This is a genomic window from Kineobactrum salinum, from assembly GCF_010669285.1.
GTDB lineage: Bacteria > Pseudomonadota > Gammaproteobacteria > Pseudomonadales > Halieaceae > Kineobactrum > Kineobactrum salinum.
Genome location: NZ_CP048711.1, coordinates 2,138,898 through 2,152,559, shown reverse-complemented (window position 1 = coordinate 2,152,559; position 13,662 = coordinate 2,138,898). Strand labels below are relative to the sequence as shown.

The 13,662-nt window shown below is 61.4% G+C and carries 9 protein-coding genes; 6 read left to right on the top strand and 3 right to left on the bottom strand.

Annotated elements, in window-relative coordinates; genetic code table 11:
• Positions 1-17: 17 nt before the first annotated feature.
• Positions 18-278, bottom strand: coding sequence for a DNA-directed RNA polymerase subunit omega (rpoZ, locus tag G3T16_RS09265; RefSeq protein WP_163494880.1), 261 nt, complete (start codon positions 276-278; stop codon positions 18-20).
• A gap of 370 nt (positions 279-648) precedes the next feature.
• Between rpoZ and G3T16_RS09260 the strand changes: the two genes are divergently transcribed.
• Positions 649-1,602: an aspartate/ornithine carbamoyltransferase family protein gene (locus G3T16_RS09260; protein WP_163494878.1), complete on the top strand. Its 954-nt coding sequence runs from the start codon at positions 649-651 to the stop codon at positions 1,600-1,602.
• 394 nt (positions 1,603-1,996) lie between these two features.
• Here G3T16_RS09260 and gmk read toward each other — a convergent pair whose 3' ends face one another.
• Complete coding sequence (gene gmk / locus G3T16_RS09255; RefSeq protein ID WP_163494876.1) at positions 1,997-2,614, bottom strand: guanylate kinase; 618 nt, start codon at positions 2,612-2,614, stop codon at positions 1,997-1,999.
• 289 nt (positions 2,615-2,903) lie between these two features.
• Here gmk and G3T16_RS09250 point away from each other — a divergent pair, with 289 nt between their 5' ends.
• The 5 genes from G3T16_RS09250 to G3T16_RS09230 all read left to right on the top strand — a co-directional run bounded on the left by G3T16_RS09250 (position 2,904) and on the right by G3T16_RS09230 (position 12,401).
• Entirely contained in the window at positions 2,904-4,340 is a 1,437-nt protein-coding gene (locus G3T16_RS09250) for an efflux transporter outer membrane subunit (protein WP_163494874.1), read from the top strand.
• A gap of 14 nt (positions 4,341-4,354) precedes the next feature.
• On the top strand, positions 4,355-5,659 hold the full coding sequence (locus tag G3T16_RS09245; protein ID WP_163494872.1) for an efflux RND transporter periplasmic adaptor subunit: 1,305 nt from the start codon (positions 4,355-4,357) through the stop codon (positions 5,657-5,659).
• Positions 5,656-8,787 carry an efflux RND transporter permease subunit gene (locus G3T16_RS09240; RefSeq protein WP_163494870.1) on the top strand — a complete coding sequence of 1,044 codons (3,132 nt, stop codon included), beginning with the start codon at positions 5,656-5,658 and terminating at the stop codon, positions 8,785-8,787. Before G3T16_RS09245 ends, G3T16_RS09240 begins: the two co-directional genes overlap by 4 nt.
• A gap of 186 nt (positions 8,788-8,973) precedes the next feature.
• Positions 8,974-11,331: a hypothetical protein gene (locus G3T16_RS09235; protein ID WP_163494856.1), complete on the top strand. Its 2,358-nt coding sequence runs from the start codon at positions 8,974-8,976 to the stop codon at positions 11,329-11,331.
• A 254-nt stretch (positions 11,332-11,585) separates the two neighbouring features.
• Positions 11,586-12,401: a metallophosphoesterase family protein gene (locus G3T16_RS09230; RefSeq protein ID WP_197911982.1), complete on the top strand. Its 816-nt coding sequence runs from the start codon at positions 11,586-11,588 to the stop codon at positions 12,399-12,401.
• A gap of 221 nt (positions 12,402-12,622) precedes the next feature.
• Here the strand turns inward: G3T16_RS09230 and G3T16_RS09225 are convergent, their stop codons facing one another.
• Entirely contained in the window at positions 12,623-13,516 is an 894-nt protein-coding gene (locus G3T16_RS09225) for an AraC family transcriptional regulator (protein WP_163494854.1), read from the bottom strand.
• Positions 13,517-13,662 lie beyond the last annotated feature (146 nt).

The window sequence follows — 13,662 nt, the reverse complement described above, 5'->3', positions numbered from 1 at the left end:
GCGCGGCCGGGGAAGCATTACAGGGATTCGTGGGATCCCATGACTTCCGCCAGCTCGTCTTCGGCGTCCAGCTCGTCTTCACGCAGCAGGATGTCCGGCGTGATCAGGCCTTCGGCGATTTCGCGCAGGGCGATAACGGTGGGCTTGTCGGATTCCTCGTCCACCAGCGGGCTCTTGCCGCCGGTGGCGATCTGCCGGGCGCGCTTGCTGGCCACCATGACCAGTTCGAAGCGGTTATCAACGTTTTCCAGACAATCTTCAACAGTTACGCGTGCCATGTGTTCAGTTCATCCCAGTGAGAATTTCAGGTCCGTGGCGGAGTGGCCCGGAGCCGGTTTGCCGGGGCAGCTACCGGGTCTCCGGCCGCAGCCGCCAGAAGCCGCCATCCGGCGGCAGCTTGCTCCGCCGGAGGAACCCTAAATTGTATCCTGAACGGGGTCTGGATGCCAGTCGATCGCGGAATTGCGCTGCATTCACTGTCGGCAGCGGCTGCAATCCCAGGGCGGGGAGCCCGCGGGGCAGAAAGCGGTGGCAGTTGCGCCCGATGGCGCGACGACAAACCCGGTGGGCAATGGAATTTGCCCGCCAGCGCTTGCAAACGGCCGGGCCCGGCCTTTAAATAGCGGCATCGCCTGTGACGAGACTCTCATGAGACCAGAAGACCGCCCCAAGGCACCCCGGCATATCCTGTCTGCGGACCAGTTTGACCGCGCCTTGCTCGACTATCTCTACCTGCTGACCAACCTGATCCGCCGTTTCGACAAGAGCAAGGAAGGCATGCTCTATCTCAAGAGCCTGCTGGGACACCGGCGCGCCATGCTGTATTTTTCCCAGCCCTCCACCCGCACATTCATGTCGTTCCAGGCGTCCTGCCATATCCTGGGCATTACCGACAGCGAGATCCGCGACAGCAGTACCAGCTCGGAGCGCAAGGGCGAATCCATCGAAGATACGCTGCGCACGTTCTCCAGCTATGTGGACCTGGTGATCATGCGCTCGCCGATCGCGGGCCTGTGCAACCGGATCGCGGAGTTGTTTGACGCCACCGACCGGCCGGTCCCGATCATCAACGCCGGCAGTGGCCCGGATGAGCACCCGACCCAGGCGCTGCTGGACATTTACACATTGCAGCGCAGTTTCAAGGACCTGGGCGGGATTGACGGGAAAACACTGTGCATGGTGGGCGACCTGAAGCGGGGCCGTACGGTGCGTTCGCTGAGTCGTCTGCTGACGCACTACGAGGATGTACACATCAGGTTCGTATCACCAGCGGAATATGCGATCGAGGAGGATTTGCGTTCCTATCTCAAGGCGCGCGGGGTCAGCTTCAGCGAGGAGGACCAGTTGCTGGATGGTATCGCGGGTGCCGACGCAATCTATATGACGCGGGTGCAGGACGAGTACGAGATAGCATCGGAGGCGACCCCGGCGTCGTATGAGGCGTTTCACCTGAAGGCGGAGCACCTGCGCTATCTGAAGGACAGCTCTGTGATCATGCATCCGTTGCCGCGGCGGGGGAGCTGGACCCGGAGATCGACAAGGACCCGCGGGCGAAGTACTGGCGCCAGGAGCGCAATGGCATGTGGACGCGGACGGCGTTGATCACGATGTTGCTGGGGGTGGATGATCGGATTGTGATGCCGGATATCTGATTGGGTTGGTCTTCCCTTTTTTTACTTGTCGAGAGCGTGTTTTTTCTTTGGGTGAGTGAGGTAGTAGCTCCCGGTCCGACTCCACGGTGGGCCTGCTGAGACACGCCGTAGACCCATCCATGGGGGCTCGGTTGCAGCATCCATGCTGCAAACGGTCTCAGCAGGCCCACCGTGGAGCCGGTCCTGCCTTCACGGATATTAAATCGCAAAGGTATGTGGTGCTTGTTTGTAGTCAGGACGATGGTGGTCTTGGGCGATAGGCACGACATGGGTCGGGGAATCTGTCTGGAGGCGCTGAGGCACAGCCGCCGTGCCTTCCGGTTCCCGAGCTGTGCGGAAAAACCTCAGGCCAGCAGGTTCTGCAGCAGATCGGAGAGCAGTTGCTGTTGGCGGGAGGTCTGCAGGCGGTGGCAGGCGACAATGGTCTGCAGTTCGGCCAGGGCCTGCTCGAAATCGTTGTTGACCACCAGGAAATCCGACTGGACGAAGTGTGATATTTCTTCCACCGCCTGCGCCATGCGGGCGGCGATGACCTCGGGGCCGTCCTGGCCGCGGCCGGTGAGGCGCTGTTCCAGGGTTTGCCGGGAGGGCGGCAGGATAAATATGGAGCGGGTCGCCGGCAACTGGCGCTTGACCTGCTCGGCGCCCTGCCAGTCTATCTCCAGGACCACGTCGGTGCCCTGGGCCAGTTGTTGCTCCACCCAGGCCTGGGAGGTGCCGTAGAGGTTGCCAAACACCCGGGCGTGCTCCAGGAAGGCGGCCTCGGCCAGCATCGTCGTGAATACCGCTTCGTCCACGAAGTGATAATCAACCCCGTCGCGCTCGCCGGGCCGCTGGGGCCGGGTGGTGTGAGACACCGAAACCCGCAATCCCTGGTCGCGCTCGATCAGCGCATTCACCAGGCTGGTCTTGCCCGCCCCGCTGGGGGCTGACACGGTATAGAGTGTTCCTGTGCCGTTCATGCTGCCGGTAATTCCTGTCCTGGATGACCCCTGCGAGTACCGCGACCGGCGGCTGCCGGAAACGCTGTCCGTCCTGTTTGTCACACCGCTGCGGTAGCGCTGGATGCAGCAGCGATTGTGGCGGGATGAGGCGAGATCATAACAGGATTTTCGGGCCGTCGGGAAACCCGTGCCAGGGCATGATGTCAGCGGGATTGATGAATTGTAAAGAATGGTGAAGCCGGCGCTTACGCCGTGCCCGGGGGCAGCTACAATCGCGCACTTCCCCATGGTGAGGCATTGGCGGCACTTGTCCTGGTCAATATTGAACATTCGCGAGCGCGGCGGCAGCTTGGTGCGCCGGGCCTGTCTGGCGCTGCTGCTGGCACTGTCGGGCGGCTGTACTGTCTCCGCGATTTCACCCCAGACGCAGGAGCAACAACTGCCCCCGAACTGGGTACAGGATACGGCCGCGGAGCCAGCGCCGGCGGCATCGGGCTGGCTGCGGCAGTTGGACAGCCCGGCTCTGGACCGGCTGGTGGAGGAGGCGCAGGCTTCCAATTACCAGCTGGCTCAGCAGCGTGCCCGGGTGCAGGAGCTGCGCCAGGGGGTCATCGCTGCCGGCGCCGATCGTCTGCCGGCTCTGTCGGCTGCGGTCGATGGTGGACGCCAGATGTCGCTGGCCGAAAGCGGCTCTGAGGTTTACCGGGAGTCTTGGGGTGCCTCATTGGACTTGTCCTGGGAGCTGGATATCTGGGGCCGTCTCGGCGACCAGCAACGCAGCGCGCGGCTGCGCTACGATTCCGGCATGGCGGCATTGCGGCAACAGCAGTTGGCACTGGCGGCGGCAGTGGCCACGGGCTGGTTCGATGCCATTGCCAGCCGCAACCTGCTGGCGCTGTTGCAGCGGCGTCTCGACAATGTCAGCGATGACCTGGATGTGCTTGAGCACGGTTACCGCCGTGGCCTGAACGAGGCGCTCGATGTCTATCTCAGCCGCAACACGGTCGCGGACAGTCGCGCTTCGCTGGCCCGGCAGCGGCAGTTGCTGCAACAGTCGATTGCGGATCTGCAATTGCTGATGGCCCGCTATCCCGACGGCCGCGAGCTGACGCTGGACGAGGCCCTGCCGGCACTGGAAACGGCGACGCCGGCGGGCACACCGGCACAGTTGCTGCAGCGGCGGCCCGATATCCAGCAGGCCTGGCTGGATCTGCTGGCCGCCGATGCCGGCCTGGCGGCGGCGCACAAGGCGCGCTTTCCCCGTTTTACGCTGGCAGGCCGGGCCGGCAGCAGCTCGTCCGCGCTGCACGATCTGGTCGATGCCGGACTGTCCAGCTGGTCACTCACCGCCGGTCTGGCGCAGCCGCTGTTCGATGCCGGGCGCCTGAAGTCGGAGCAGGAACAGGCGCGCGCCCGTGTGCTGCAGGCCGAGCAGGCCTATCTGGATACTGTCTATAGCGCGCTGGCGGAAGTGGAGAGCCGCCTCAGCGCGGAACAGACTCTGCGCCAGCGGCACGAGGCCCTGCTGGAGTCGCGGGCAAACGCGGACATTGCCTATGAGCTCTCATTCCAGCAATACCAGCGCGGGCTGGTAAGCTACACCACGGTGCTGGAGGCACAGCGTCGCGCTTTTGATGCCCAGACCAGTACCATCGAGGCACACAACGAGGTGCTCGCCAACCGTATTGCCCTGTATCTGGCCCTGGGCGGCGATTTTGCCCGTCCAGCACCAGCAACCACCTGATTCCGGTACTCCCGATGCAAGCCTCTTCTTTCAAGCTCACCCGCCAGCGTCTGCTGCCATGGATCGTGTTGGCCGGATTGCTGCTGTTCGCGGCCCTTGCGCTGTACAACCCGCCGGAGGCAGGCCGCAGGCCGCCCTCCGTGGAGCCCCGGCTGAGTGTGGAAACCGTGACCATCGTCCCCGCCTCCTACCAGGTGGTGATAGACAGCTACGGCAGTGTCCGGCCGCGCACCCGCAACATGCTGGTATCGCAGGTAGCCGGTGAGGTGACCTGGATCAACCCGCAGTTCCGCGATGGCGGTGTGTTCCGGGCCGGAGACGAACTGCTGCGCATCGACTCCCGCGACTATGAAGCCGACGTTCAGATTGCCCGCGCCAGTCTGCTGGAGGCGCGGCAGCTGCTGGCGGAGGAGGAGGCATTGTCGCAGCAGGCGCTGGAAAACTGGCAGCGTCTGGGCGACGGTGGCGAGCCCGGCGCGCTGGTGCTGCGCAAACCCCAGCTCCTGGCAGCGCAGGCGGACCTGGCATCGGCGGAGGCGGCGCTGCGCAAGGCCGAGTTGAGCCTTGAACGCACCCGCATCAAAGCGCCCTTTGACGGCCGCGTCCTCACCACTGAAGCGGATATCGGCCAGGTGATATCTGCCAATGCCCAACTGGCGGAGATCTACGCCAGCGACTATGTCGAGATCCGCTTGCCACTGGCCAATTCCGACCTCGCCTATATCGATCTGCCGGAGCCGCGGCGGCGCTTGACCGGGACGTCGGAAGAGCCGGTGCGGGTAACTCTGCACTCGCAGCTGGCGGCGGGCAGCAGCTGGCAGGGCTTCCTGGTACGTACCGAGGGAGCGATCGACGAAGACTCGCGGCAGCTGCATGTGGTGGCCCAGGTGGACGACCCCTTTGCACTGGAGGTGGATGCGGAGAGCGGAGCTGGCGCCCGCCGGCCACTGAAGATCGGTGAGTATGTCACTGCACGTATCGCCGGCCGGCAACTGGCGCGGGCGATCGTGATCGACATCAGCGCGATCTACCAGGGCAGCTATGTGTATGTGGTCGAAGAGGGGCTGCTGCAGCGCCGGGAAATCGAGATCGCCTGGCAGAATGACAGGGAGGCTGTAATCAGCAGCGGGCTGGCGGGCGATGAGCAACTGGTGGTCACGCCGTTGGGCCAGGTGACGTCCGGGACGCGGGTGACGATAGTGGCGCAGCAACGCCAGGTGGTGCAGAGCGATGCGGCTTCCGCAGGCCGGGGTCCGCGCTCCACGGGATCGGGTCACGCAGGGCCGCCGCACCAGGCCGAGCTGGGAGCGCAGCCGTGATCGCCTGGTTCGCGCGCAACCCGGTTGCCGCCAACCTGTTGATGTTCAGCATTGTCATCGGCGGGCTGTTGACCCTGAAAACGGAACTCGTGCTGGAGGTCTTCCCCTACTCGGAACCCGACACCATCAGTATCAGCGTACCGCTGCGCGGCGCCACCCCGGAGGACGTGGAGCTGGGGATTGCCACCCGTATCGAGGAGGCGGTGCAGGATATCGAAGGCATAGACAGGATCATCAGCGAATCAGTGGAGGGTTCTACCTCGGTTACCCTGGAGCTCGACAATGGCTACCAACCCCGCGTCGTGCTGGACGATGTGAAGAGCCGGGTCGATGCCATCAATACCTTTCCCGCCGACACCGAAAATCCGGTGATCAGCCTGGCGACACGCAAACGCGCAGTGATCGACGTGGTGGTGGCCGGCGATCTGGCTGAAGACGAGATCCTGGCCTTCGCCGAACAGGTGCGCGATGACCTGCTGCGCATCGACGGCGTTACCCAGGTGGAACTCTCCGCTGTGCGCAACTACGAGATTGCCGTCGAGCTGTCCCAGGACAGACTGCGCCAATACAACCTGACCCTGGAACAGGTCTCCCAGGCAATTCGGGAAAGCTCCCAGGACATTTCCGCTGGCAATATGCGCGCCAGCGGCGGTGATGTGCTGATCCGGTCCAAAGGGCAGGCCTATCGCCGCACCGACTTCGAGCAGATAGTGATCAAGACCAACCGCGACGGCAGCATCATCCGCCTGCAGGACGTGGCCCGCGTCAACGATGGTTTCGAAGAGGAGGCCATGAAGACTGTTTTCAATGGCCGCCAGGCCGCGTTCGTCAAGGTCTACCGGGTGGGTGACCAGAGCGCGCTGGACGTCGCCGGCAAGGTCAAGGACTATCTGGCTGAGCGCCAGGCCACACTGCCGGTGGGTATGGACCTGGATTACTGGGACGACGACTCGACCATCCTCAAGAGCCGTCTGGGGACCATGCTGAACAGCGCATTGGAAGGTGCGGTGCTGGTAATCCTGCTGCTGACCCTGTTCCTGCGGCCGGCGATCGGCTTCTGGGTATTTATCGGTATCCCGGTGACTTTTCTCGGCGCGATCCTGGTCATGGGTCTGATGGGCACCACGCTCAATGTAATGAGTGCCTACGGTTTCATTATCGTGCTGGGCCTGGTGGTGGACGATGCCATCGTCACCGGTGAAAACGTGTATACCCATCTGCGTACCAGTGAGTCGGGTCTGCAGGCGGCGATCCGCGGCACCCAGGAGGTGGCGGTACCGGTGACCTTCGGCGTGCTTACCACGATCGCCGCGTTCCTGCCGATCGCGTTCATCGAGGGCCGCATGGGGGCTTTCTTTGGCGCTATTCCGGCAGTGGTGATTCCGGTGCTGGTGTTTTCATTGATTGAATCCAAGCTGGTGTTGCCGGCTCATCTTACCCGCATCCGGCTGAATCCGGCCGGACAGCCCCAGGGCAAGTGGTCCCGCTGGCAAAACCGCTTCGCCGATGGTTTTGAACGGTTGATCATGAAGTACTACCGGCCGCTGCTGCGGCTGGCCACGAAGCACCGCTACACCACGCTGGCCGGGTTTGTCGGCAGTTTCATGCTGGTGCTGGCGTTGATCGTCAGCGGCTGGACCCGGTTTGTGTTCTTTCCCAATATCGAGGGCGAGACCGGAGCAGCTACGCTGACCATGCCCGTGGGCACGCCGTTTGAGGTCACCGATACCTATGTACAGCGGATTGGCGATGCGGCCCGCGAACTGCAGGACAAGTATCGCGACCCCGCCACCGGGACCAGTCCCATCGTCAATATCCTCGTTGTCACCGGCTCCGGCGGGGGCCGCGGTGCCAGTCCCAACGTGGGGCGGGTGACCTTCGAGGCCACGCCGGTGCAGGAGCGCGAGGCCGATATCAGTACTGCCCGGCTGGTCGAGGAGTGGCGGCGCCTGGTGGGGACCATACCGGGGGCGGAATCGTTGACCTACCGCTCCTCGCTGTTTCGCGCCGGGGACCCGATCAACATTCAGCTCAGCGGCAAATCGCTGGATACCCTGTCCGAAGTCGGGGACCGGGTCAAACAACAGCTGGCAGGTTATGCTTCCGTATTCGAAATTGCCGACAGTCTCTCCGACGGCAAGGAGGAACTGCACGTGGAGCTGACTGACCAGGGTCATGTGCTGGGACTGAGCCGGGGTGACATCGTCAACCAGATCGGCAGCGCCTTCAAGGGGGCCCAGGCGCAGCGGATCCAGCGCGGCCGCGACGATATCCGGGTACTCGTGCGCTTTCCGCGCGGCGAGCGCAGTACTCTGCAGTCGCTCAACACCATGCTGATCGAAACTCCCGACGGCAGGCGGGTACCCATGGCTCATGTGGCGACGCTGACACCTGGCAAAGGGCCCTCGAAGATCACCCGGATTGATGGCTACCGGGTGCTCAATATCACCGCCGATGTGGAGAAAGACCAGGTCAACATGACTGCCCTGCAAGCAGATCTGGCTGGCTTCCTGGACCAGTTGCTGCAACAGTATCCCGAAGTCAGCTACACCCTGGAGGGGGAGGCGCGGGAACAACGCGACTCCTTCGACAGCATGCAGGCCGGTCTGATTGCAGTGCTGTTTGCGATCTACTGCCTGCTGGCACTGCCGTTGCGCTCCTATGTACAGCCGCTGATCGTGATGTCGGTCATTCCTTTCGGCCTGATCGGCGCGGTACTGGGGCACTGGCTGATGGGACATCCGCTGTCGCTGCAAAGTGTGCTCGGAATGATGGCACTGGTCGGAGTGCTGGTAAACGACAGCCTGGTGCTGGTGGATTATTGCAATCAGCGCCTGCGTCGCGGCGAGAGCATCGACGACGCGGTAATCATTGCCGGCGTGGCGCGGTTCCGGCCTGTGTTCCTGACTTCCATGACAACGTTCTTCGGCCTGCTGCCGCTGTTGCTGGAGCGCTCCACCGATGCCCAGTTCCTGATACCGATGGCGATATCCCTGGGTTTCGGCATTCTGTTCGCCACCCTGATTACGCTGATCCTGATACCGACCAATCTGTTGATTGCGCGGGATATCAGGCAATGGTTGGCAGGCCTGGCCGACCGGCGCATCGCAACTTCCGGCGCAGCCTGATGGAATCTGGCCGCGCGGGCGGCCATGAACACGTCCTGACACTTTCTGTGCGTTGCGGCTGCACAGGTTTATGAATCAACGTTAATGCATAGTTAATCTACTTCGATTGAAGTCATCATCCTCCAATCGCTAGAATCATTTCGCATCTAACCACACGTTGATAAAACAGCTGCTCAGGGGCATGGCATGAATAATCGCGCACTGGATTCAGAATTTCAGGGAGAGGGAAGCATTTCCCCGGTACTTCGCAAGCCGGTTTTCAGGTTCTGCGCGCCAGTAGTGGGCGCCCTGGTCATGCTGGGTGGCTGCAGTAACCCGGACGAGGCACAGGCCGACGCTTCCGCCACTACCGACACTCCGCGGCAAACGGCGTTTCGTATCCGGTCGGATTTTGACGCGGCTCTCAACGCGGATACCGGTTGGGCAGCCGGGCTCAATCAACCGGCAGTCGCGCAGGCCGACCAGCAGTTCCGACTCCGGTTTGAAGTAGAAGGCGCAGCGGATACGAATTCCGGGCAGCAGTTCCAGCTGCAGTATCGTCGCAACAAGGGCTCTTGGGAGCCTCTGACCGCGGAAGATCATCCCTATCCGATCAAGGAAGTGGCCCTCGACTTTTCTTCGGAGCCAGCGACCGCTCCGAGCGAGACCTGGAGTCTGCTGCAGGGCGCTGAATCGGCGCTCTCCTGGCAACAGGAGGGTGATGAGGGCTTCCTGCGAGTTGTCGCACTGGAATCACCGGTACTGGCTGTTGCCGATTACGACACCCACTGGGAGGCCGTCGAATCGAAATTCGGCATGCGTCTGCCCCCGTCTTCCCGGGCCGGCATCGTCTTTGGCTATAAAGACGAGGACAACCATTATCGGGTGGATCTGGCGGCCGGCGGTGCCATTAGTATTGTGCGTCGCGGCCGCGGCCAGGAATCGCTGGTGGCAAAACACGAGGTTGGAGTCAAGGCGGACCAGTGGTTTGAACTCGCAGTGGTCCGCGATAGAACTGAAGTCGTCATTGAGTACGAATGGGATCCGTACATCGAGGGCTTGTCCTTCAGCGAAGATCTGGGTGAGTCAATTCCTGAATCCAGGGCGGCGCTGTACGTGCCCGCGGGCAGTACTGCCGAGCTCCAGTTCGTCGAAGTCGAGGGGGAGACCCACTCCCCAGGCACCAGTATCGTGAGCAATCCTGAATTTGATTACGGCGATAAAACCGAGGACATTCTCCCGGGCTCGACTGCGCCATTCACGGGCGGGGCAGGTATTGACTACGCCGAGACAACGCCCAGCTGGTCCGCCGCGGGCGGCCACAGCGAATGGGAATTTCCGGTCGTAATCCGCTACTTCTACGACGGCCCCTCAATGAATGAAAAGGGCGATACCTTCGAGTACAGGATGGTGGACGTCAACGGCAATCCCCTGCAGGCCGAGCACAATCCGCTGGTGACGCTGGATGTGCCGGAGCGACACCTCGGTGGTGTGTTTGTGGAAACACCGGTGCGTGTGGGCCCGTGGCAGGCGTCCAATGGCGATCTGTACTTCCTGCAGGAGCCCGCGGAAACCGACAACTTCATGATGAGCGTCAAGTCAACGGACGGTGGCCAAACCTGGCGCGAAGTGGACGGTGCAAACCGCCCGCAAACCGGCGACCTCGAAGGTGTGGCGCAAACCCATGTGGGCGACACGATACATACCCTGCACCAGACTTCTGATCACGTTTTCTATCATGTGTTCCGCACCTCGGATCACCCGAGCGCTCCGGATACCTGGGCGGTTACCGATGAACGCCTGGCCTCGCCGACCGAGCCGCCGGTGCAGGTCGCGGACCTCGCGGTGCGCTCCGATGGCAGCGTAGTGGGTGTGTACGGCAATCTGGAAAAGATCCTGTTCCGGATCCGCTCGCCGCAGGGTCAATGGAGTGGGGAGACCGTCATCGACGCCGATGTCGAACCCAACCTTTCCGGGCCCGTCATCGTCCGCGGCGAAGGCGACACAGTGCACCTCGCCTATACCGGAATCGATGGCACCGCCTGGTATCGCCAGATACTGCCGAACGGCGACCTGACCGCGCGCAAACAGCTTGCTTCGGGGCTGGGAACCACGGTCCAGGATTCCGGCGGTATCCTGCCTCTGGTCTACCTGCCTGAGTCGGACAGCGTCAGCATTATCTATCGGCTCGACAATGGTGAGCTGTGGGAGCGCCGCGCCGATGGCGAAGGCGAGCTGTCAGACGCTGTCCAGGTGACCAGCCGCGCGGTGGTAATGAATGCCGCCGATGCAGAACAGGTCGGCGCCGATGCGATCGGTTACGGATCCAGCGTCCACGTCCTCTTCATTGAGGAAGACACGGGCCGTATCTTCCACACGCTCAGGGAGAATGATTCCTGGAGTGAGCCGAAGCTGGAGATCGATGGCGTAAATGCGCTCTGGGTTCGCGGCAACGTGGTCAGCAAGGACAATGAAGATACCGTTTACGGCTATGTCTATGACGCCGGCTCCATGGGTGGCTCGGGCATGAACAAATACGCTGAAGTACCACTGCCGGCTCACTGACAGCACCGGCCTTCGGGCCGGTACGGATACGCCCTGTTTGACCTGAGGCCAGAGCGTTTCCAAGGATACAGCCTGTCGGGGAATCATCATAGCAATTGGCCTTGTTGGAAGATCGGATCCTGTCCCAGTACTGGATCGCTGGTATCCTCGGTTGGCCACAGCCCAATATACTTTCGGGAGAAATCATGAAATCAATCCATAGTATGACGACCGGCATCGCCCTGATGCTATGCCTGTCGCTAACCGGTGCCGCCGTGGCCGGCGCCGAACAGAGCGGGGAAGCAGTGCTGAGGTTTGCTGTGCTCGGCGATGCCGAACCAAAGCCGGAGCCGGAGTTTCCGAACATGGCGGCGGCAGTGAACGATGTAAACAAACTGGCGGCAAAGCAGCAGCTGGATTTCGTGGTGGGCGTGGGTGACATCGCCCATAAAGGGACCGTTGTTCAGTATGAAAATGCGACTTCAGTTCTGGAACGATTGACCCTGCCCTTCTACCCGATCATGGGGAACGAAGAGCATGGCAGTCCGGTTGAGCTCTACCTGCAGTTTGCCAATCGTTGGGGCCAGAACAAGGCGGAAATTACCGAGCCGAGCTACGTTATAGAACGTGACTCGGTTGCCCTGGTGTTTGCATCGCCGGATTTCGACCGCGATTTCAACGACGAGGGCATCGCATGGATGGTGAGCCAGATAAAGCAACTGCAGCCGAAGCCGGTACTGTTGATCGTGCATGGTGCCCAGACTGGCGTCTATCCGGAAAATGCCGATAAGGGCATTACCCATCAGGGCTTTGCCGAAGTGCTCGAACAGCCGAACCTGACGGCGGTGATCTCCGGCGACCTGCATATGGATATGGACCGGGTGGAGCACTCCAAGCAGATAGGCCCTGTCCATTATCTGCATATTCCGGCCCTGGAGCGCACCAAGATCCCGGATGAGAGTCGCCACACGCCGATGTTCCGGGTTTTCACTCTGCGAGCGAATGACGAGATGCAGGTGGACACCTATCAGGTGGGTCTGGCCAAACCACTGGATCGCCACGCTTATCGGTTCAGCCTCCGGCGCAACTGAATACGGAGTTCTGGCATCCTCGGGCGCGACACGGGGATAGAGCATAGCGCCTTGCCTGTGAGGTGGGCCTATCACCATTGGCGATCTGTATGAAATTCCGGCGGACAAGGTAGTGGTGAGCCCGCATTGGTGGGTCAATGTCACTGAGCCTTGCTGCCGACCATGACAGGTGGCACTAAGTGGGCATGCGGCGCTTCAGGCCGGTGGGGGTTCGCGCTTTATCAGCGGTTGGCCCGCCTGAACTCTCGTGGGTTCACGTGGTATTTCCGGCGGAAAGTGTCGGCAAAGTGTGAGGGATCGTTGAAACCGCAGCGAGCTGCAATACTTGTAATCGAATCATCAGATGTTGTCAGCAAGGATGCGGCCTGCTCGATTCGGCGGCCGAGCAGATAAGCGTAGGGCGTCTCACCCGTGCGTTCACGAAATTGGCGCAAAAAATGCGATTTACTGATCCCGGCGACATCGGCCAAATCCTGTAGACCGGTGTCTTCGCCAACTCTTTCGTCAATATAGTTCAGTACACGACGCAGTATATGCAGGGGCAGCGAAGAGCCTGTAGTCGACCGTTCTGCCGTGGTCGTACCCTTCATTCCCAACATATGAACAATGATGTGATGCGTGATTGTCTCGCGCAACAGTGCCGGACTGGAATGTCCGTTGTCCAAACTCATCAATAGCGATTTCAACAGCTGTGCCATTACCGGGTCATGGAACTGCAACAGCGGTGAGAAGTTGAGGTTGCTGTCGCTACCGTTAAATTCGTCAGACCAGATTGTTCGAAGTAATTCATGAGGAATGTAGACGTCGATGATCTCCAGCGGCTCACCGTGCCAGTGCCAATTGCATACCGAATAGGCGGGTGTCAGTGTCAGATTATCGGCAGCGAGTCTGGCCGATTGCCATTGGCCGTCGACCTCGCGCTCCACAACGCCTGCAGCGTTCAACTCAAGGCTGATTACCGGGTCTGCTGATTGATCCGAGAGGGTCTCGGTAGCTTCCGGAAGGCGGTGCAAAAACCAGGAGACCGAACGGCGCGTTTTATCGAGAAAGAAAGACTTCCGCTCAATGCCCTTCGGCAGCCTGTCATACCATTCGAAACCGGGAATTTGGTCCATGCTACTGGCGCTCCGATTCGCTACCTGAGCTGGGGATTCCAACAGCTTCATACAATAGCAATATTCCCGCATTCCGAGCAATATCCTCCGCGACAAAGCAGGCCAGCGCTCCTAACCTGTTTCTCTCCAGCTCGCACATGCGAGCT